At 68.9% G+C, this 20,085-nt stretch carries 23 protein-coding genes; 5 read left to right on the plus strand and 18 right to left on the minus strand.

Going from position 1 to position 20,085, the window contains the following annotated elements; genetic code table 11:
- Window position 1: 1 nt before the first annotated feature.
- The 3 genes from M0R80_07330 to M0R80_07340 all read right to left on the minus strand — a co-directional run bounded on the left by M0R80_07330 (window position 2) and on the right by M0R80_07340 (window position 3,148).
- On the minus strand, window positions 2-1,156 hold the full coding sequence (locus M0R80_07330; protein ID MCK9459432.1) for a pyridoxal phosphate-dependent aminotransferase: 1,155 nt from the start codon (window positions 1,154-1,156) through the stop codon (window positions 2-4).
- A 31-nt stretch (window positions 1,157-1,187) separates the two neighbouring features.
- Window positions 1,188-1,382 carry a hypothetical protein gene (locus M0R80_07335; protein ID MCK9459433.1) on the minus strand — a complete coding sequence of 65 codons (195 nt, stop codon included), beginning with the start codon at window positions 1,380-1,382 and terminating at the stop codon, window positions 1,188-1,190.
- Window positions 1,383-1,459: 77 nt separating this feature from the next.
- Window positions 1,460-3,148 carry an RDD family protein gene (locus M0R80_07340; GenBank protein MCK9459434.1) on the minus strand — a complete coding sequence of 563 codons (1,689 nt, stop codon included), beginning with the start codon at window positions 3,146-3,148 and terminating at the stop codon, window positions 1,460-1,462.
- Between the two features lie 57 nt (window positions 3,149-3,205).
- On the opposite strand from M0R80_07340, the gene M0R80_07345 reads away from it, so the two are divergent.
- The gene (locus M0R80_07345; GenBank protein ID MCK9459435.1) at window positions 3,206-4,063 is read left to right on the plus strand and encodes an SDR family NAD(P)-dependent oxidoreductase; all 858 of its coding nucleotides are present in this window, start codon (window positions 3,206-3,208) and stop codon (window positions 4,061-4,063) included.
- Here M0R80_07345 and M0R80_07350 read toward each other — a convergent pair.
- From M0R80_07350 to M0R80_07385, 8 genes are all read right to left on the minus strand, one after another.
- Window positions 4,060-4,512 (minus strand): MarR family transcriptional regulator, encoded by a 453-nt coding sequence (locus M0R80_07350; GenBank protein ID MCK9459436.1) that lies wholly within the window; start codon window positions 4,510-4,512, stop codon window positions 4,060-4,062. The genes M0R80_07345 and M0R80_07350 overlap by 4 nt on opposite strands.
- 231 nt (window positions 4,513-4,743) lie before the next feature.
- Window positions 4,744-5,229: a 2-amino-4-hydroxy-6-hydroxymethyldihydropteridine diphosphokinase gene (gene folK / locus M0R80_07355; GenBank protein ID MCK9459437.1), complete on the minus strand. Its 486-nt coding sequence runs from the start codon at window positions 5,227-5,229 to the stop codon at window positions 4,744-4,746.
- The gene (locus tag M0R80_07360) at window positions 5,219-6,136 is read right to left on the minus strand and encodes a tetratricopeptide repeat protein (GenBank protein ID MCK9459438.1); all 918 of its coding nucleotides are present in this window, start codon (window positions 6,134-6,136) and stop codon (window positions 5,219-5,221) included. Before M0R80_07360 ends, folK begins: the two co-directional genes overlap by 11 nt.
- Window positions 6,133-7,389: a carbohydrate-binding family 9-like protein gene (locus M0R80_07365; protein MCK9459439.1), complete on the minus strand. Its 1,257-nt coding sequence runs from the start codon at window positions 7,387-7,389 to the stop codon at window positions 6,133-6,135. Before M0R80_07365 ends, M0R80_07360 begins: the two co-directional genes overlap by 4 nt.
- A 13-nt stretch (window positions 7,390-7,402) precedes the next feature.
- The gene (locus tag M0R80_07370) at window positions 7,403-8,998 is read right to left on the minus strand and encodes a signal recognition particle protein Srp54 (protein ID MCK9459440.1); all 1,596 of its coding nucleotides are present in this window, start codon (window positions 8,996-8,998) and stop codon (window positions 7,403-7,405) included.
- 98 nt (window positions 8,999-9,096) lie between these two features.
- Window positions 9,097-9,456, minus strand: coding sequence for a carboxypeptidase-like regulatory domain-containing protein (locus M0R80_07375; GenBank protein MCK9459441.1), 360 nt, complete (start codon window positions 9,454-9,456; stop codon window positions 9,097-9,099).
- A gap of 183 nt (window positions 9,457-9,639) precedes the next feature.
- On the minus strand, window positions 9,640-10,722 hold the full coding sequence (locus M0R80_07380; protein ID MCK9459442.1) for an SUMF1/EgtB/PvdO family nonheme iron enzyme: 1,083 nt from the start codon (window positions 10,720-10,722) through the stop codon (window positions 9,640-9,642).
- Window positions 10,722-11,639 (minus strand): transposase, encoded by a 918-nt coding sequence (locus M0R80_07385; GenBank protein MCK9459443.1) that lies wholly within the window; start codon window positions 11,637-11,639, stop codon window positions 10,722-10,724. Before M0R80_07385 ends, M0R80_07380 begins: the two co-directional genes overlap by 1 nt.
- Before the next feature lie 111 nt (window positions 11,640-11,750).
- On the opposite strand from M0R80_07385, the gene M0R80_07390 reads away from it, so the two are divergent.
- Window positions 11,751-12,437, plus strand: coding sequence for a hypothetical protein (locus tag M0R80_07390; protein MCK9459444.1), 687 nt, complete (start codon window positions 11,751-11,753; stop codon window positions 12,435-12,437).
- Between the two features lie 15 nt (window positions 12,438-12,452).
- Here the strand turns inward: M0R80_07390 and M0R80_07395 are convergent, their stop codons facing one another.
- From M0R80_07395 to M0R80_07425, 7 genes are read right to left on the minus strand one after another with little or no spacing between them, the layout of a single operon-like run.
- A complete protein-coding gene (locus M0R80_07395) occupies window positions 12,453-12,902 on the minus strand; it encodes a S24/S26 family peptidase (GenBank protein MCK9459445.1) in 450 nt (149 codons plus the stop codon).
- Window positions 12,890-13,810 (minus strand): hypothetical protein, encoded by a 921-nt coding sequence (locus tag M0R80_07400; GenBank protein ID MCK9459446.1) that lies wholly within the window; start codon window positions 13,808-13,810, stop codon window positions 12,890-12,892. Before M0R80_07400 ends, M0R80_07395 begins: the two co-directional genes overlap by 13 nt.
- 4 nt (window positions 13,811-13,814) lie before the next feature.
- Window positions 13,815-13,976: a hypothetical protein gene (locus M0R80_07405; protein ID MCK9459447.1), complete on the minus strand. Its 162-nt coding sequence runs from the start codon at window positions 13,974-13,976 to the stop codon at window positions 13,815-13,817.
- Complete coding sequence (locus M0R80_07410; GenBank protein ID MCK9459448.1) at window positions 13,969-14,325, minus strand: hypothetical protein; 357 nt, start codon at window positions 14,323-14,325, stop codon at window positions 13,969-13,971. Before M0R80_07410 ends, M0R80_07405 begins: the two co-directional genes overlap by 8 nt.
- A 34-nt stretch (window positions 14,326-14,359) precedes the next feature.
- On the minus strand, window positions 14,360-15,874 hold the full coding sequence (locus M0R80_07415; protein MCK9459449.1) for an IS66 family transposase: 1,515 nt from the start codon (window positions 15,872-15,874) through the stop codon (window positions 14,360-14,362).
- Between the two features lie 20 nt (window positions 15,875-15,894).
- Window positions 15,895-16,278: an IS66 family insertion sequence element accessory protein TnpB gene (gene tnpB, locus M0R80_07420; GenBank protein ID MCK9459450.1), complete on the minus strand. Its 384-nt coding sequence runs from the start codon at window positions 16,276-16,278 to the stop codon at window positions 15,895-15,897.
- A complete protein-coding gene (locus tag M0R80_07425; GenBank protein MCK9459451.1) occupies window positions 16,275-16,631 on the minus strand; it encodes a hypothetical protein in 357 nt (118 codons plus the stop codon). Before M0R80_07425 ends, tnpB begins: the two co-directional genes overlap by 4 nt.
- Before the next feature lie 78 nt (window positions 16,632-16,709).
- Here M0R80_07425 and M0R80_07430 point away from each other — a divergent pair, with 78 nt between their 5' ends.
- Genes M0R80_07430 through M0R80_07440 form a run of 3 tightly spaced genes read left to right on the plus strand, consistent with a single transcriptional unit; the run spans window position 16,710 to window position 20,076 of the window.
- Window positions 16,710-17,816: a choice-of-anchor L domain-containing protein gene (locus tag M0R80_07430; protein MCK9459452.1), complete on the plus strand. Its 1,107-nt coding sequence runs from the start codon at window positions 16,710-16,712 to the stop codon at window positions 17,814-17,816.
- A gap of 14 nt (window positions 17,817-17,830) precedes the next feature.
- Window positions 17,831-18,955, plus strand: coding sequence for a choice-of-anchor L domain-containing protein (locus M0R80_07435; protein ID MCK9459453.1), 1,125 nt, complete (start codon window positions 17,831-17,833; stop codon window positions 18,953-18,955).
- Window positions 18,956-18,987: 32 nt separating this feature from the next.
- Window positions 18,988-20,076 (plus strand): choice-of-anchor L domain-containing protein, encoded by a 1,089-nt coding sequence (locus M0R80_07440; GenBank protein MCK9459454.1) that lies wholly within the window; start codon window positions 18,988-18,990, stop codon window positions 20,074-20,076.
- Window positions 20,077-20,085 lie beyond the last annotated feature (9 nt).

Here is a 20,085-nt window from a genome sequence, read left to right on the forward strand (position 1 = left end):
CCTACCGCCCGGCGAGAAACCGCTCGAGGCGGTCGAGCCCCTCGGAGAGGTTTCCCAGCGAGTTCGCGTAGGAGAGCCGGAGGAACCCCTCGCCGCCCGGGCCGAAGTCCACGCCCGGCGTGAGCGCGACGCCGGCGGTCTCGAGGATCTCGAACGCGAACGCGAGCACGTCGTCCGTGTACCGCGCCACGTTGAAGAAGACGTAGAACGCGCCGGTCGGCTCCACGAGCACGTCGAGCCCCATCCCCTTGAGCCGCGCGAGCACGAGCGTGCGCCGCTCGTCGTAACACCGCCGCATGCGCTCGACGTCCGCGTCCGCCTTCTCGAGCGCCGCGATCGCCGCGAACTGCGCGAAGTCGGGGGCGGAGATGAACAGGTTCTGCTGCAGCTTCTGCACCGGGCGAACGAGGACCTCCGGCAGGATCGCGTAGCCGAGCCGCCACCCGGTCATGGCGAAGAGCTTGGAGAACCCGCTCACGACGACGGCGTCGGGATCGAACTCGAGGATCGAGTGCGCGGGGTCGCCGTAGGTCAGGCCGTGGTAGATCTCGTCGGAGATCACCTGGATCTCGCCGCGCGTCGCGTCCGCGAGCTCGCGCAGCCGCTCCTCCGAGGTCACGATGCCGGTGGGGTTCGCCGGCGAGTTGAGGAGGAGCGCCTTGGTCTTCCCGCCCAGGTGGCGCCGCACCTCGCCGGCGTCGTACTGGAAGCCGTCCGCCTCACGCACCCGGAGCCGCACCGACTCGCCGTGGAACGCGCGGACGAAGTTCGGGTAGCACGCGTAGCACGGGTCGGTCATCAGCACGCGATCGCCGGGATCGAGGAGCGCGCCGCAGGTGAGGAGCATCGCGCCCGACGTCCCCATCGTGACGACGATCCGCGCGGGCGACACCTCGACCCCGTACCGCCGATCCATCCACGCCGCGATCGCCTCGCGCAGCTGCAGGTGCCCCTGCGAGTGCGTGTAGTGCGTGTGCCCCTCGGCCATCGCCCGGACGCCCGCGTCGCGGATCGGCTCGGGCGTGTCGAAGTCCGGCTCACCGACCTCCATGTGGATGATCGATCGCCCCTCGCGCTGGAGCGCAGCGGCCCGCTCGAGCACCTCCATCACGAGGAAAGGAGGCATTCCCATGGCCCTCTCGCTCGGCCGCGTCATGCTGGTGTTCTCCGGGGGGAAGATCGCGCCGTCAGTAGGCGCGCTCGCGCTTGGCGGCCTCGATGCCCAGCTGGATGATGCGCTCCATGGCCGCGTCGTACTTGGCCTGGCCATGGTCGTGCTCGCGCAGGAACGTCGCGAGCTCGTTGGCGACGTTCTTCTGGATCATCACGGGCACGCGGACCGGCCCCAACTCCATCTCCCGCGTCTTGACGAAGTTCTTCATCCCGCTGGCCTCGCTTACCTGTGTTTGCGTGTTTGCTTCCTATAATCCCTTCCATGCCCGAGGTCAAAAGACAAGTTTCAATCCCGTCCTCGCGGCGAAAAAACGACGATCGTCCGGGCCGCGAGGTCGCCGAGCCGCTGCTGGTTCGGCGTGAGCGCCACGAGGGCGATCCCGACCGCGTACCCGAAGACCGCGTCGACGAGCTCGATGACGTTGCGCAGGAGCGCGCGCCCGAAGCCGCACGGGGCGAGATCGACGCCGAGGACCCGCAGGCCCGTGAGCCGCTTGCCCGGGCTCGAGCCGAAGCGCCCCTCGGTGTAGGCGAGCGCGAACAGCCACAGGACCGACCACAGGCTCGCGAGCCCGATCCAGCCCATCCAGCGGAGCATCCCGACCGCCCCCTCCTCCTGCATGTCGCTCAGCACGAACGCGCCGACGAGCACCGCGGTGAGCGGGCCGTACGCGAGGAGCACGTCGATCCCGCCGGCGAGGCAGCGGCGCCAGAGGGGCGCGAAGCTCGCCGCGCGGCCCCCGAACGCGTACTCGGCGATCCTGTGCCGGCGCAGGAGGCCCGCCAGGGCGAGGAGCAACGCGAACGGTGTCAGCACCGCGGCGAGGTTCGACCCCCAGGAGAGGGCGTTCACCTTCCGCATCTTTTCGGCCTCGGCGCTCGTCGTCAGCTTCGTCGTGCCCGCGATCTCGGCGCCCGCGATCTCGTGGACCGTGACCGAGCCCGGCATCCCCTCGATCGCGAGCAGGAACCGCCGCCCGTCGCCGAGGTCGAACGCCGCGAGCGACGACACCATGCCGGCGCGCGTCTCGAAGAAGCGCGACCAGGCGCCTCGATCGTCCGCGGCGAACCCCTCGACCAGGAAGTCGAGCCCGTCCACTTGCGCGGTGAACACCGCGACCCTCCCTGCCACGCGGGCCGCGGTCCAGGCCGTGATCGCCGCGCCGCGTGCGCCGACGGGCGTCCAGTCCGCGCACGGGATCGCGGCGAACCCCGCGAGCCGCTCGACCGCGATCCCGTCCGGGCACAGGCCGACGACCAAGCTCCCGCCCGGGTCCCCATCCGGCGGCGGCAGGACGACGACCTTGCCCACGACGTCCGAGTTGGTCCACGCGCCGACGACCGACGCGGCCCCTCCTTCGCTCGCGGGCCTCCACGCACCGTCCTCGCCCAGAGAGTAGACGTCGAGCACCGCATCGCCCATCGTGCCGATCGCCGCCGGACCGCCGCGGTCGGAGTATAGCGCGGAGAAGCGGGTCTCGAGCTCCGTCGCGATCGCCTTCTGCTCGATGCCGGCGCGGGTCATCTTGACGAAGCGGGTCCGGCCGATCGCCCACAGGGCGTCGCCGGCGGCGACGAGCCGGGCGTCGTCCACGTCGTGGAGCGGCGCGAGCTCGGGCTCGCCTTTCGCCTTCGGCGACCACTCGAGGAGGCGCGAACGGACCTCGGGCGGCGCGTCGAGCGAGCTTCTCCCGAGCGAGAGCGTCTCCGTCGTCTCCACGAGCCACAGCGAGCCGCGCCAGAGCGCGCCGCGCTCGGGATCCACGCGGACCGTCTGGCCGAACCCGTCGAACACGGTGCGCAGCATCGCGACCATCGAGACGAGCGGCAGGACGATCTGGATCGCGACGAGCGCGCCGCCGACGATCAGCACGGCGCGCAGCACGGCGCGCTTCCCGGCGCGGGAGGCGAACCCGCGAGGCGGCGGGTCGGACGCGATCGTGTCGGGGTGCGACGGCGCCGTGGGATCGATCATGCCACCTCCGGGAAAGGGAGCTTACGAAAAACCGGCGCCGATGATAACACGGTCCCCATGCTGGCGCTCAGGGGACTCGCCGCGCTCATCACGGGCGCCGGAGCCGGGATCGGGAGGGAGACGGCGCTCGCTTTCGCCCGGGAAGGGGTGCGGGTCCACGCGGTGGACGTCGATCGGGCGCGCGCCGAGGCGGTCGCCGGCGAGATCACCGAGGCCGGCGGCACCGCGACGAGCCACGCGGTCGACGTCGCGGACCCGTCCGCGGTCTCGGCGTTGGCCGACGCGCTGCGCGACGGCGGCGAGCGGATCGGGATCCTCGTCAACTGCGCCGGGATCCTCGCCACCGGGCCGGCGGAGGAGATCGAGCTCGGCGAGTGGCGGAGGGTCTTCGACGTCAACGTCTTCGGGGCGGTGCACACGATCCTCGCGTTCGTCCCCGACATGTTGGAGAGGGGGACCGGCCACGTCGTGAACGTCGCGTCGCTCGCCGGCCTCGTCCCGTTCCCGTTCGTCGCGCCGTACACCGCGACCAAGCACGCGCTGGTCGGCATGTCCGGGTCGATGGGCATGGAGCTCGCGCACCGCGGTGTGACAGTGACCGCGGTGTGCCCGGGCGCCGTGCGCACTGCCCTGTACACCGCGAAACCGATGACGCTCCCCGGCAACGCCCGCGAGAAGGTCATCGACCTCATCACCCGGGGCGCCATGCCTCCGGAAAGAGTGGCGCGGGACATCGTCCGCGCCGTCCGCAAGCGCCGCACCCTCGTCGTGCGCGCCGGACCCGCGCGTCCGCTGTGGACCCTCTACTGGCTCGCGCCGCGGCTCTACCTGTGGCTCGCGCGCAGCTGGCTGGGACGCGCCCTGCGGCGCACGGGATCGTCTCCTCGGGAGTCGGGCCCGGCGGCGAACCGCTAGTCGGTGGCCTTGCGGAGGATCTCGTCGAGCTGCTTGACGGCGTTCATGAACGTGTCGCGCTCGCCGACCGACAACCGGTTGAACAGCGTCTGATACCCCTCGCGAACGCGCTTGCGGCGCCGCCGGAGGAGCTGGCGCCCCTGATCCGTGAGCTCGACCATGACGACGCGCCCGTCGTAGGGGCCGCGCACCTTCGTGACGAGGCCCGACTTCGTGAGCCGCGCCACCATCTCGGAGGTCGTGCTCTGGGCCGAGCCGACGAGCCTCCCGAGATTCCCGACCGAGATCGGGCCGTGGTTGTGGATCACGGAGAGCACCTTGTACTGGCCGTAGGAGATGTCCTCTTGAACCTTGCTGCCGCTCAAGAGGTCGAGGCGCCTCATCAGCTCCTGCGCGAGCTCCTCGATCTGGTCGACGGGTTCCATCGTGTTTTCATTCGGCGTATTCATGGTTCTCCCTCGACGCGCACCTTCCTCCCCTGCACCTGGGGCGACCGGGCTGCACGCCCGATTCGGTCCGCGTCGGATTTGTATAACACGACTTGACAATGATTCAACCTGCTATCTTATCATCAGGTCATTTTTTTGGTAGTTACAATAAATTTGTAACTGAAATTTCAACCTTGAAGAACTCCGATCAGCAAAATCAAACAGTTACACCGTTGTTATCGTCGAGAATCTCTACCTGGCCAGCAATTCGGTTTTCGATTGAAAAGAGGACAATCGTTGCCCGGATCGCGGGTGGACGAGGCTCGGATCGAGCGCGAGGAGCTGCGACAGCACGAACGGCCGGTCGGTGAGGTGCGGGTGCGGCACCACCAGCGTCGGCGCGTCGACCACGCGGTCGCCGAAGAGGAGGATGTCGAGGTCGATCTCGCGCGGTCCCCACCTTCGAGTCGGCCTCCGCCCCAGCTCCCGCTCCAGGCGCTGAAGCGATTCCAGGAGCGCCAAGGGTTCCAAGGTCGTGCGCAGCTCGGCCACGGCGTTCAGGAACGGCGGCTGATCCTCGACTCCCCACGGCGGCGTCTCGACAAGCGCGGTGCGCCGGACGAGCGAGATCCCGGGTTGGGCGGCGAGGCGCGAGAGCGCGGCCTCGATCGTGGCCCGGCGATCGCCGAGGTTGGCGCCGAGGCCGACGAACGCGCGGGTCGACGCGTCAGAACACATACGTGATCCCGATCCTCGGACCCGCGTCGACGGCGAGGGAGACCTTGGGCCAGTCGTCCCAGATCTCGGCGTCCCGGTTGAACACCGGCCCCACCGCGGCGACGCCCTCGATCACGACGCCGAACGACTTCCAGAGGTCGATGTGCAGCCCCACCCCGCCGCGCCCGGCGAGCCAGAAGACGGAGTCGCGGTGGTCGCGGAAGATCCACGTGGGCGCGACGTCGATGCGGGCCGCGAACGCGAACCTGCCCTTGATCGTCGCCCGCACCGCGAGCTCGCCCTGCAACGCGAACTCGCCGGTCGGGAAGCCGGTCTCGCCCGCCGGCTCGTCGCCGACGAACCCGACGAACGCGAGGCCGAAGCCGAGCTGCAGCCAGTCGCTCATCCCGAACAGGAGCGCGACGTCGAGAGGGACCGACTTGCGGCTCCACTCGCCCGTGATCGGGAAGTCGACGCCCGACGCGACGCGGAGCCGGATCTCCCTGCCCTCCTCCTCCGGCGCCGCGGGCGCGGCTTCCCGGACCTCGCCCCCCTCCGCGGGCTTCCGCTCGGGCCCGCCGACGAGCTCCGCGATCCGCTGCTCGACCTCGACGCGATCCTCGGCGTCCGGGCTCATCCGCAGGTACATCTCGTACTGCTCCGCGGCGCGCTCCTCCTCGCCGAGGCGCTCGTAGCAACGCGCGAGGTTGTAGAGGAGCTCCGGCGCTTGGGTGAGCTCGTACGCCTCGATGAAGTGCTCGGCCGCTTCCGCGAACTCCCTGGACGCGTAGTGCGCCCGGCCGTCGAGGAAGTGGCGCTTGGCCTCCTCCTTCTGCGCGTCGGTCGGGATCGCGGGATCCTCGGCGGCCGCCGGGCGGACCGCCGCCGCGAGCGCGCAGGCGAAGGCCGCCGCCAGAAGAGCTCTCACCGAGCGACCCCGGCGTCCGCTGCGCGGGCGGGCTTCGGAGCCTTCGCGAGCGCGACCGCGCGGAACCTGTCGAGCGCGTGGAAGTCCCCGCGGAGCGGCGGCGACCACGCCGAGTACTCGGTCTTGTCGCCTACGACGTCGACGCGGAAGAGGTTGATCTTGAGCCCCTCGGCGGATCCGGGCGGGACGCCGCCGCCCTTCTCGAGAGACTTCCAGGGGATCGCCAGCTCCGCGGTCCAGCCCTTGTCGCCGCCCTCGCCGTCGTTCAGCGTCCCGTCGAGCTTCGCCGCGACCTTCGCGCCGCACGACCACGCGTTGTCGTTCTTGCGGTAGCGCGGCAGGTAGGAGTCGAACACGAGCCCGGCCGGGCTGACCTGGATCTCGTAGTAGTCCTTCTTGTCGCCGCGCGGATCCAGGAAGATCTCGAAAGCGTCCTCGTGCCAGAGCTCGTCGTCGTTCTTCTCGTACTTGCTCTGCAGGAAGTCGTCCTCGGCCTTCACGGCGACGTACAGCGCGGCGTCATCCCACATGAGGCGCACGTCGGTCCGCCGCGGGGCCTTCTCGCCGGTCAGCGTGTCGGCGAAGGCGTCCAGCCTGACCGCGCCGCTCCACGAGGCCTCGTCCTCGAACGCGCCGTCGATCGCCGGCGGCTGCGGCGCGCGCGGGATCGTGACCGGCGGGACGGCGATCGCCTCCTCGATCGGGACGCGGACGGCCTTGATCCGGTTCTCCGAATCGGCCGCGCCCACCGTCACCTTGAGCCGCCCGTTCCGTCCCCACACGCCGACGCGCAGATCCGCGACCTTCGAGTCCCACGACTTCGGGATCGAGATCTTCTGCGTGTCGCGCACGACGACACCGGCCTTCCAGTGCTCGGGCTGGTAGTGCTTGCGGATCGCGCCGACACCGTCGCGGTTGACGCGCGAGACGCCGTCGCCGTCGACGACGTGGGTGAACAGCCGGTACCCCGGCCCCGGCGCCTCCTTGCACTGCCAGTACCACGTCACGGTGAGCGTCCCGCCTGGCGCGACCGACTCCGGCTCGAGGTCGTAGCCGAGCAGCGCGATCTTCCCCTCGAGCTCGACGTCCAAGCGGTGCTCGATCTTCTCGGGCGCCTTGCCGAGGATCATCTTCGCGACCTTGTCGCTCTCGTCGGGTGTGACGTACGAGCTCTTCTCGATGCACGCGGTCAAAGTCGCGACCAGGGCCGCGGCGATCCACACGCCCGCCGAGCGGGCCATCGTCTCCCTCATGGCATCCCCTCCTTCAACGGCGGCTCTTCTTCCGAGCCTTCTTCACCTGCTTGCGCTTCGCCTTGGCCTTCGCCTTCGAGCCCGCCGATTGCGCCCGGCGCTTGCCGAGCGGCGGCGCGTCGGCCACGGCCGCCTGCAGCATCTCCTGGGTCAGCCCGCCCGGCATCCCCGGCATCCCCGGCATCCCCGGGAGCCCGGGCATCCCGCCCTGGGCCATCGCGCCCTTCAGCTTGCGCGCCATCGCGAGCTGCTTCATGCCCGGGATCTTCGACAGGAGACCCGCCTGCTGCCCGATCGCGCCCATCATGTCGCGCACGGACTTGAAGCGGTCGATCAGGCTGCGGATGTCCTTCGCCTCGCGGCCCGAGCCCTTGGCCACGCGCTCGATCCGGCCGGGCTGCTTGTCGAACAGCCCGACGTCAATCCGCTCGCCGCGTGTCATCGAGTGGATGATCGACTCGATCTTCACGATCTCGCGATCGTCGACCTTCATCCCGTCCGGCAGGCCGTCCGGGAAGAACGGCAGCTTGTCGAGCAGATCGCCGAACGATCCCATCTTCTTGATCGCCTGCATCTGATCGAGGAAGTCGATCATCGTGAAGTTGCCGCGGAGCATCCGCCGCGCGTCGCGCTCGGCCTTGTCGGCGTCCACGACCTCCTCGAAGTCCTTGACGAGCCCGACGACGTCGCCCATGCCGAGGATCCGCGACGCGAGCCCCTCGGGCCGAAACTCCTCGAGCTTGTCGAGCCCCTCGCCGATGCCGAGGAACTTGATGGGCGCGCCCGTGGTCTCCTTGATGGAGATCGCCGCGCCGCCGCGGGCGTCGCCGTCGAGCTTGGTCAGGATGACGCCCGAGAGGTCGAGCCGCTTGTGGAACTCGCCCGCGGTCTTGACCGCGTCCTGCCCGATCATCGCGTCGGCCACGAGGAAGATGTTCTTCGGCTTGACCGTCTTCTTGATGTCGAACAGCTCCTGCATGAGCGCCTCGTCGACGGTCTGGCGCCCGGCGGTGTCGAACAGCACGACGTCCCGGCGCAGGCGCCGCGCCTCGCGCATGGCGGCCTCGCAGATCGCGACCGGGTCCTTGCTCTCGAAGTCCGCGTGGATCGGCAGGTTGAGCCGGCCCGCGAGCACCTGGAGCTGCTCGATGGCCGCGGGCCTGTAGACGTCGGCGGCGCACAGGAGCGGCTTCATCCCCTTCTTCTCGAGGAAGCGGGCGAGCTTGCCGGTCGTCGTGGTCTTGCCCACGCCGTTCAGGCCGACCATCATGATGCCGGTCGGCGTGCCCTTGGGCGCGAGCGCGATCTCGGTGTCGACCGGCCCCATCATCGCGACGAGCTCGTCCTGGCAGATCTTGACGAACGCGTCGGTCGGCGAGATCTGGAGCTTCCTGCCCTTGACGGTCGCCGTGGTCTTGACGATCTCGCCGAGCGCCTTCTCGCGCACGCGGCCGAGGAAGTCCTTGGTCAGCTTGAGGTCGACGTCGGCCTCGAGGAGCGAGAGGCGGATGTCGCGCAGCGCCTCGTCGACGACCTTCTCGTCGATCTCGGCCACGCCCGCCATCCGCTGGCGCGCCTTGCGAAAGCCCTTCTGCAGCGTTTCGAACATGGGTTTCCACTCCGGGCATCTGCGCCGGACCTTGACGGGAGGGCGCGATCACTATCACGAAAACCCGTGGGAGGCGAGAGGGGGATGGGGCGGGGCGCTCAGGGACCGAGGGGCGGCGCCGGCTCGGCCGCGCACTCGAGAGTCATAGGAACCTCAACGGTGCACGCGTCGCAAGTGCTCTCCGGGCGAACGGTCGCGCGTCGATAGCCTGCAGCCTCGGCTCGCACCACGCACTCTCCGGACGACACGCTCAGGCGCTTGACCCAGAACTCGCCCTGGCCATCCGTTACGGTGCCACTCGGCTCGCCTCGCGAGCACTCGACGACGATCGACGCTCCGCGCACCGGCCCGGCTGCCGCACCTCCGCAATCCACCGCCGACCGCACTCGTCCGTGGAACGTCGTCAGCGCGTCGCACCCCGTCAGGAGGAACGCCAGCACAAAGGCGCACGTTCTCATGACCCCTTATAGCGCGTTCTTTCCAACCCAAGTGACAAGTGAGCAGGACCGACCCTTGACGGGAGGGCGCGATCAACACCGCGAAACTCGGCGCTGGGCCAAACGGGGCGCGCAGCGGTGCGAGGCGCGGCGGAAATTGGAAATTGGAAATTGGAAGGTTACGACACCTTCGCCCCTCGAAGCTCACTCCCCCCACACGACCCCGCCGTCGGAGAGGACGAAGTCGACCGGGGAGGAAACGCAGCGGACGCCACAGGAAGAGCAGGGACTACCGAGTGTGCCCATGCGATCGGAAATGCGCGTCGTCCTCGCTTCTGTGCTGATTCCGCCACCTTTGAGCAAAGGTCCATCACCAATCCTCGGCGGAGGATCCGTGCAGCCGTCCGCACACCAGGAGTGGTCCGCGTCCTTGTGATCCAGCACCCATTCTACGGCGTTGCCGTACATGTTCACAACACCGTTGGGGCTTTCGCACGATCCCGTCTGCGATGGCGCAAACGGGATGCAGCACGGGTCCTGACACACGCCTGGACAACTCGGCTCGGGGTCGCAGCAATCGTACCTACCGTACCAGCAGTCCTTGTGCTCCCACGCACAGGGGTAGATCCACTTCGTCTGCCCCCGCGCGGCTGCCTCCCACTCCGCCTCCGTGGGCAAACGCTTCCCGCGATATTCGCAGTACAGCTTCGCGGCTTCCCAGCCCAATCCGCCAGTCGCCGCCTCGATAGGACGAGCGCCACAGTTTTCCTCGCCGGGGTAGTACACGAGATCGCCGGTTTCCCCGTCGAGGCCGATCGGCGAAGAACCGCCGCCGTCTCCCCCGACCCACATCGGCACGTGCCCCTCCACCCGGTAGATATACCCGTCCCAAACGTACTCTTCCTGAGTGAGCAGCCAGTTCAGGTACGGGATGATCTCCTCGAGCGTCGCCTCCTTCTCGTCGATCCAGAACGGCGACAGCGCCACCTCCACCATCGGCGTCTCGTTCTGCTTGCACTGGAGGTCGTACGGCATGCAGCCCATCAGGTACTTCCCGCCCTTGACGCACACCATCCCGGTATGGGGCGTTGTTCCATCGCAGTCGGTCAGCGGGCCACCATCCCAGCTCGTGTCCGTGTCGAGCCCCGTGTCCGTGCCGGTGTCCGTGTCCTTGTTCCCGCCGTCGCCACCGCAGCCCGAGCAGGACGCGAGCAACGTCGCGAGGATGAAAGAAAGAAGGTGTCGTAACCTTCCAATTTCCAATTTTCGATCACTTGCTGCGGCCATCAGCTCCCCCGCTCCTCCAGCTCCTCCACGATCCGGCAGAGCTGTTCTTGCCCAGGCGTGCGGTTGCGGACCTTGAGCAGCGCGCGGCTCACGTCGGTCGGCGACATGTGCAGTAGCGCCGCGATCTCGCCGTGCGAAAGCCTCGCGTCTTGCACCAGCGCGTGGGCCGCCGCGGTGCGGGCCGGGTTCCCGTTCCTCCCGCGCGCAACCACCTTGAGCTGTGCCACCGGACACCCGGCCACGGCCGCGACCCGTCGCAACACGACCTCGGCCGGAACGGGCGTCGGCGCCCGCCTCGGTTTCGGCGCGGGCGTCGCGGCGTCGGCCTTGCGCCGCCCGGCGAACACCACCGCATCGAAGCCCTCGGGCTCCTCCTCGCGTCGCGCGCGAACACCCTTGAGGTAAGCCGCGTAGCCCCCGAACGGCTCGAGCATCTCGAGCAGCTCGGCGGTCGTGAGCCAGGCGGGTGGCGACCCGGTTCCGGCGTAGAACCGGTGGCTCGTCCAGCGGTACTGGCCGAGCCGCATCTCCAGCCGGCTGCGCACGGGGTTGAGGTGCACGTAGGCGAGCAAGTGCATCCAGTGCTGGTCCGCATACACCGGACGGCTGTGGAAGCGGCCGCGGAACACGGGACCGTCCCAGTCGTGGAGACGGTTCGATTCCACCGTGTAGCGCGCGAGGAGAAACGACATCGCCCGGCTCAGGCGCCCTTCGTCGGACTCGAGCATCAGGTGGAAGTGGTTCGGCATCAGCGCGTAGCCGTGTATCCGCACAGCGAAGCGACGCGGCAGGTCGCCGAGCAGCGCGAGAAACAGCTCGCAGTGCCTCGGGTCGCGGAACACGGGCTGGCGCCTCGCGCCGCGGCTCATGACGTGGTGACGAGCGCCGGCGAAATCGTCTCGGGGTGGTCTGGGCATGAGCGGAGCATACCGTCGGAAATTGGAAATTGGAAGGTTACGACACCTTGTCCACCTTGTCCTTGTTCCTTGTTCTACTATGATAGGCTCGAAGCCACGAAGGGGGACCCCATGCACACCGTGCGCTACGCGATCACGCCGCAGGGCGGGGAGAGGCTCGAGTTCGCGTTCGAGTTCGACGACGCGTTCGCGCTCGTGCGAAAGGAGCGGGGCGCCTGGCCCGCCTGGACCCGGCTCGAGCTCGAGAAGTGCGCGAACTGCCCGCTCCCGACGGACGCCGCGGCGCTCTGCCCGCTCGCCGCGGGGCTCGTCGACGTCGTCGAGGCGACGCGCGCGCTCGTCTCGCACACGCCGGTCGAGGTCGCGGCGACGATCGAGGGGCGCACGACGACCGCCGCCGTCCCCGCCCAGGACGCGCTGCGATCGCTCATCGGCATGCTCATCCCCGCGAGCGGCTGCCCGCACACGGCGTTCTTCCGACCCATGGCGCGGTTCCACGCGCCGCTCTCCGGCCCGGAAGAGACGCTCTACCGCGCGACCTCCATGTTCCGGCTCGCGCAACACCTGCGCCGCTCCCGCGGGCTCGCCGCGGACGACGGGCTCGGCGGGCTCGTCGCCATCTACGGCGAGCTGAACGTCGTGAACCGCCACCTGACGGAGCGGCTGCGCGCCGCGTGCGAGAAGGACTCGCCGCTCAACGCGGTCGTGCTCCTCGACGTCTTCGCGCAGCTCCTGCCGATGCAGCTCGACGAGCCGCTCGAGGGGCTCGCCGCGCTGTTCGAGGCCTACCTCCGCTAGCGCGCCCGGCGCGGATCACGAGCCGGTCTCGGTCCTGCCGCTCGACCACCGCCTCCGCGACAGCCGGTTGCGCACCGCGGCGACCGCGCGGTCGACGGCCCTGCGCAAAGGGTCCAGGCGCCGGACCGACACGACGCGCCCGATCAGATCCCCCGGAGTGACGACCTCCTCCCGCGCGCCGGGGACGTCCGCCCTCGCTATCATCCGGGGCGTCCCGCCGCCGCCCTCGCGTCGGATCAGGCGGTGGGCCACCTCCCGCCCGCCGTCGCCGAGGTAGACGATCACGTCGCCGACGTTCAGCGCCTCGAGGCTCGCCGTCTCCACGACCAGCACGTCTCCCGGGCGGATGCCCGGCGACATGCTCGTGCCCCACAGCCTGCACTCGAAGCGCATGCTCCCTCCCCGCTCCGTCACCTCGCGGGAGAGCGCGCGGATGTCGCCGATGGGCGCCCTCAAACGGCGCATCGCATCAACTCCAGGACGCCGCGGTCGGGCGTGAAGCCCATCCGGAAGCAGGGGGCAGCGGCCACGAGCTCCGCGGCCAGCCCCAGCGAGAAGCCCATCCCGCCAGCGCTCCACACCGGGGGAAAGCTGCGCGCGATCAGCTCGGCCGCCGCCGCCGCCCCGCGGATCGGGGTCACGGAGCCCGCTCGTGCGTGCTCGATGAAGAAGATCGCCCGGATCGCCGCCCCGCGCGGATCCACGCCGGGATGATCCCCGTGCCAGGGAGTGCCGTACATGCGCGGCCGGCCGTCCTCCATCGTCACGATGATCCGGTCGTCGTTCAGCACGATCGCCGCGCCGGCGGCGAGCCTCGCGATCGTGGACTTGCCGGCCCCGGAGTGACCCACGAGGAGCACCCCGTCGCCGTCGATCGAGAGGCCGCAGGAGTGGACCATCAGCCCGTGGCCGAGGCCGAGCAGGGACATCGTCACGGCCTCGCCCAGCGGGTACTCGAACGGATCCGGCAGCAGCGGGCCGCGGACCCTCGCCCGACCGCAGGCGCGGCTCGTGATCTCCCCTCGGACGAAGCCCCTGTCGAAACGGGCGATCCGATACGGGCCGCCTCCGCCGTCGAGATCCTCGAGCACGAACACGAGGTCGCCTCCCGCTTCGTGGAGGGTCCACAGGCCCTGGGAGTCGAACAGGCGGCGCGCGTCCGCCGGTGACTCGAGCGGGCCGTCGACGTACGAGCACTCGACGCTGAGACGCGGCTGACCGGACGAGACGAACCTCCCGTAGGCGGGATCGAGGCCCACGGCCGCCAGCGGGCGATCGCAGGAGATCTTCATCCGAATCCCGGCGATGTCGAGCAACGCGGAGGCGCCGTCCGCAATGACGATCCCGGCGCGCGTGCTTTCGGGCCGAGCCATCGGCCTAGGATCCCGGTTTTCTCGCACCGGGGCTGGGAGGGATCGGACAACCGCCCCAACCAGGGTTCTTGCAGGCGCCGAGGACGGTCTCCTCGGGCGCCAGCTTCACGCGCTCGACGGCGGGCTTGCGGTAGGCCTTTCGCTTGGTCTTCTTCGTGTCATCCATGTTCCGTACCCGCAAGTCTCCGCTCGAGCTCGAGCCGTCGCATGACAATACTATCATCCCGGCAGGACGCCACCTCGCACAAATATCCTTCCACAGCCTCTGGGTCGCCGTGCTCCCACATCCCCCACCCGGCGCACGTCGGGCACAGGGGGAGCAGACGGCAGGTGCCGCACCGCGCCTCGGGGGACGCGGGCTGGGAGATGGTCTCCAGCAAAGGTCCGTCCCAGCCCTCGCGGAACGAGCCTGCGACGAGCGGGTACGAGGGCCGCCTCGCCATGATGCAGGGGCTCAGCCCGCCGCAGTAGTCGACGTGGAAGGAGCGTAAAGCCTCGCCGTACCCCGTGGTCACACCAGGGCGCGATCTCGTCGCCGGTTGATCGTTATCAGCCGATCTCGTTCGGGAGCAACGCCGTCGCCGGGTCGCGCAAGGCCGCGCGGGCCAGCTCCAGGAGGTACGCCTTCGGCTCGGCGCCCTGCAGCTTCGCGGTGCCGATCAGCGTGTAGAGGATCGCGGCGGCCTTGAGCCCACGCTCGGACTTGCTGCCGTAGAAGTTCTTACGGCCCACGGCCAGGCTGCGGATCTCGCGTTCCACCAGATTGTTGTCGAGAGGTAGCCGCGGATCGTGAAGGAATCGCGTCAGCCCGTGCCAGTGGTCGGTCATGTACCGGATCGCCTTGAAGAGCGAGCTCTCCGGCAGCGCACGCTGCGCCGCCGCCCACTCCCGGATTTGCTCGACGATGACCGCCGACCGCTCGGTCCGCAGCCGCGCCCGCAATTCGAGCGCCTGCGTCCGCTCCTCGCCCGCGAGCGGCATCGGGTCCGGCGCCTCGCGCTCCACCAGGTACAGCTCGCGGATCAGATCCAGCGCGACCTTGCACTCCGCCGGGTAGTGCGGCTCGGCCTCCATGTACTTCCGCCGCGCGTGCGCCCAGCAATACGAGAGCTTGAGCGCGCCCGGCGGCTTGCGCTTCGCGAGCGACAGGTACGTTTGGTACCCGTCCACCACGAGCCACCCCGCGTACCCCGACCACAGCTCTTCCGCCGCGTCCGCGCTCCGCCGCCTGTCGATGTGGAAGTAGACAGCGTCGTGGCACGCCGCGGCCCACGCATGCCATCTCTCGCGGCCGCCCTTCTTCAAGAGATACCACGGCGTCTCGTCGCCGTGCGCCACCTCCTGCGCGAGCACGTGCTCGCGGATCCGCTCGTACGTCGGCTCGTACAGCCGCGCGAGCGCCCACACTTGGTCCCACAGCGTCTGCGAGTCCACCGCGAGCCCCTCGCGCTTCATGATCCGCGCCTGGCGCTCCAGCGGCAGATGGTCGAGATACTTCTGCGCCGCCACCTCCACCGCGAACTCCGTCGAGTACCGCCCGCCCGGGATCGGGCGCTCCGGCGCCGGCGCGGTCTTCACGCACGCCCCGCACGTGCAGCGGTACTTCTTGCGCAGGTGCTTGCGGAGCATGAACCGCCTCTCGACGACCGTCACCTCCTCCGACTCCTCGAACTGCCCCTCCCACTCCGCGAGCGTCCCGCCGCACGACGAGCACGTCATCTCGTCGGCAGGGAGCTCGTGCGTCTGCTCCACGATGGGCAGCTCCGGCTGCTCCTTGGGTCCGTGCCCGGTCCGCGGCGCCTTTTTCTCCTTGTCCTCGTCGCCCTTGTCCCCCGGGCGTTTCTCCGACGACGCCGCGAACAGCCGCCGTCGCAGCGCGTCCATCTGCTCCTGCAGGCGCATCACCTCCAGCTCGAGCTGCTTCGCCTCGTCGAGTCCCTCCAGCTTGGCGATGCGCGCCACGAGCTCGCGGTTGCGCTTGTGCAGACGATCGTTTTCTCCCTGCAGCAGGAGCGCCACCTGCTTCGCCGTCTTCACGTCGTCGATGCGCTCGATGCTCAGCATGTGAGAAAAGTGATCATCCATCAGCGCGGCGCAAGTGGCGATCTCGGACAATCAACCTCGATCCGCGGCGGGACGAGCGGAATTTTTCCGACGACCCGGCTCCCGTCGAGAAACAGCCCCAATTCGCTCGGCGCGAGCGCCAGCGTCGGCCCCTCCGTGCCCTCCCACGGCGCCGCGAACTGCCCGCGCTCCAGCCGCTTCATCAGGATGCAAAGGCCCGTCCCGTCGTAGAACAACACCTTCGCCCGGTTGCGCCTTCGATTGACGAAGAGGAACAGATCGCCCCGCGTCACCTCCTGCCCGAGCGTGTTGCGCACGATGGCGTGCAGCCCCTCGTACGACTTGCGCATGTCCACCCGCGAGGCGAAGGCGAACACGCGCACCGCCCGCGTCCAGCCGATCATCGCAGCCTGACGAGCAGCGCGGCCGCGGCCTCCACGTCGAGCCCCTCCACGCGCATCCCGGTCGGCGTCACGAGGACGAGCGATCTCGGCGTCGCTGTCTCGGGCTCCACGACGATCTCGCGGAACGCGGGCTCCAATTCGACCTCACCGTCGCCGAGCCACTTCGCGAGCGTCACCTCGGAAACGTCGAGCGCGCGCGCCGCCGCCGCCTTCGACCCACCGCCGTCGACGGCTTTGCGGACGAACGCCACAGCGAACTCCCGCAGCGCGGCCGGGTACTCGCTCGCCCCGCGCCGCACCCCGCGCTTCCGCTTCATCGCCTCTTTCCGGAACTGGTCGACCGTCACGCGCATCGCGCACCTCCTCGTCGGAGGTGGGATCGTCCTCGGGATGGTCAGCTATCGCAAGACGGGGTACGGCGAGCCTTTACCATGAACGCGCACCTTCGGGCTGTCACCGTCACCGCCGCGATCGCCGCTTCGGCGCTGGCCGCCTTCGGCTGCGAGGGAGTCCGCGAGGCCGACACGGGCCCCGACGCGGATTCCGACTCCGACACGGACACGGACTCCGACTCGGACACGGACTCCGACTCGGACACCGACACCGACTCCGACTCCGACGCGGACGGCGACGGCGGCGTCATCGAGATGGACTGCACCGAGTGCCCGGCCGTGGGCTCCACGTTGAGCAACATGCTGTGCGCCATCGACATGTGCGACATGGACGTCGTGGTCCAGAACGAGTACGCGAGCCTGACCCCGCTCGAGGGCTGCACCCTCGAGGACACGTACGAGGCGGTCGACCGCTTCGGCTCGACGGCGAACGATCTCGCGCCGCTGAAGAACGACTCCTACGCGATCATGGCGAGCGGCATCGCCACCGGGACGATGCACTCCGGCGGCTGCACGTCGTACTCGACGAGCGCGGAGGATCCCTTCTCCACCGAGGGATATCCGACCTACGATGCGTTCGAGTGGCGGCTCGCGTTCGTCGCGCCCGAGGCGGCCAAGGGGTTCCGGTTCAAGTACGTCTTCTTCTCCGAGGAGTACGACGACTTCATCGGCACCTCGGTCAACGACAAGTTCTACGTTGTCCTGGAGGCCGCGAGCACGGACGGCGGCGCGGCCAAGGTGATCAACTTCACGAGCTGCCGCGATCCGGACGCCTACTACGACTTCATCTGCGCCGCGGAGGACTCGGGCTGCGAGGAGGGCGAGAAGTACTGCTACATCGCCATCAACAGCGCGCTCTCGGACTGCTGCTGGTACAACGGCTGCCCGGACGGGTACAGCACGGACGTGGGCACGAACATCGGCGGGACCGGCTTCGAATGCGGGTCCCCGGTCGGAACCGACGGCTCCAACTACGGCTCCTCGACGGGCTGGCTCCAGACGTCCTGGCCGATCACGGGCGGCGAGATGTTCTCGCTCACGTTCCACATCCACGACACGAGCGACCAGGTCTGGGACTCCGAGGTGATCCTCGACTCGTTCGAGTTCACCAAGGACGCGGATCAGGGCACCGTGCCAATAGAGTAGACCAGGGAGGTCACATGAGCACGAGACTACCGTTCCTGTTCTCGTTCGGGGCGCTCGGGCTGGCGGCGGCGCTCGCCTTCGGCTGCGAGGGCATCAAGGAGGCGGACCCCGGCTCGGACGCGGACTCCGACACGGATACGGACACGGACGCCGACACCGACTCCGACTCCGACGCCGACGCCGATTCCGACGCCGACGCCGATTCCGACGCCGACTCCGACGCCGACGCGGACGGCGACGGCGGCGTGATCGAGATGGACTGCACCGAGTGCCCGGCCGTGGGACCGTCCCTCTCGAACATGATCTGCGCGTTCGACATCTGCGACCTCGACGTCGTCGTGCAAAACGAGTTCGAGAGCCTGATCCCGCTCTCCGGGTGCGCCATCGAGGACGTGTACGAGGCCGTGAGCTGGTTCGGATCCACGAGCAACGGGCTCGAGCCCAAGAAGAACGACTCGTACGCCCTGATGGCGAGCGGGATCGCCACCGGGACGATGCACTCCGGGTACTGCACGTCCGGGAGCGCGAGCGATCCTTGGTCCAGCGAGGGCTACCCCACGCACGACGCCATGGAGTGGCGCCTCGCCCTCGTCGCGCCCGAGGCGGCCAAGGGGTTCCGGTTCAAGTACGTCTTCTTCTCGGAGGAGTACGACGACTACATCGGCAGCACCGTGAACGACAAGTTCTACGTCCTCCTCGAGGCGGGCAGCACGAACGACGGCGCGATGACGCTCATCAACTACGCGGCGTGCCGCGAACCGGACGCCTACTACGACTTCATCTGCGCGCCGGGACAGACCGGGTGCGAGGAGGGAGAGAAGTACTGCTACGTGGCGATCAACTCGGCGCTCCCGGACTGCTGCTGGTACGACGGCTGCCCGGACGGCACGAGCGACGAGGTCGGCACCGACATCACGGGGACCGGCTTCGAGTGCGCGCCGAGCTACGACATGGACAGCTCGGACAAGGGCTCGTCGACGGGCTGGCTGCAGACCTCCTGGCCGATCACGGCCGGCGAGATGTTCTCGCTCACGTTCCACATCCACGACACGAGCGACGGGATCTTCGACTCCGAGGTGATCCTCGATTCCTTCGAGTTCACGAAGGACGCGGATCAGGGTACCGTACCCATCGAGTGACGCCCGCTATCCGCGCGGGGAAGGAGATCGACATGAGAGCGACGGCCATTCTGTTTGCGGCCCTGGCGCTCGGTTTCGCCGCGTGCGAGGGGATCGACACCGACGATCACCAGCAGGGCGACGCGGGGCCGGACGCCGACACCGACGCCGACGCCGACTCGGACACCGACGCGGACACCGACGTCGATTCCGACACGGACACCGACACCGACGCGGACGGCGACGCCGGCGTGATCGAGATGGACTGCTCGACCTGCACGGGCGTCGGCCCCTCGCTCGAGAACATGATCTGCGCGTTCGACATGTGCGACGACGCCTACCTCGTGCAGAACGAGTTCGAGTCGCTCCTCGCGCTCGAGTACTTCACGGTCGAGGACGCGTACGAGGCGGTCGACAGGTTCGGCACGGTGACGAACGACCTCGCGCCCAAGAAGAACGGCTCGTACGCCCTCATGGCCACCGGGCACGCGGTCGGCACGGTGCACTCGACGCAGGGCGGGTACACGGCCGGCATCGCCGATCCGTGGGCGGAGAGCGAGACCGCGCTCACGTGGGACGGGATGGAGTGGCGGCTCGCGTTCGTCGCCCCGGAGGAGGCCAAGGCGTTCCGGTTCAAGTACGTGTTCTTCTCCGAGGAGTACGACGACTACATCTCGAGCACGTTCAACGACAAGCTCTACGTCTTCCTCGAGGCGGGCAGCACGAACGACGGCGCGCTGACCCTCATCAACTTCACCGGCTGCCGCGAGCCGGGCGTCTACTGGGACTTCGTCTGCGAGCCCGGCTACCCCGGCTGCGAGGAGGGCGAGAAGTACTGCTACGTGGCGATCAACTCGGCGCTCTCGGACTGCTGCTGGTACGACGGCTGCCCGGACGGGCCAGGCACCACGGACATCGGCGGCACCGGCTTCGAGTGCGCGGCGAGCGACATGGAGGACAGCGACATGTACGGCTCGTCGACCGGGTGGCTGCAGACGTCGTGGCCGATCGACGGCGGCGAGATGTTCTCGCTCACCTTCCACATCCACGACACCGGCGACGGGGTCTTCGACTCCGAGGTGATCCTGGACGCGTTCGAGTTCCTCAAGGATCCGGAGCAGGGCACGGTCCCGATCGAGTAGGGAGAGGAG

It is taken from the genome of Pseudomonadota bacterium, assembly GCA_023229365.1.
Taxonomy (GTDB): domain Bacteria; phylum Myxococcota_A; class Polyangia; order JAAYKL01; family JAAYKL01; genus JALNZK01.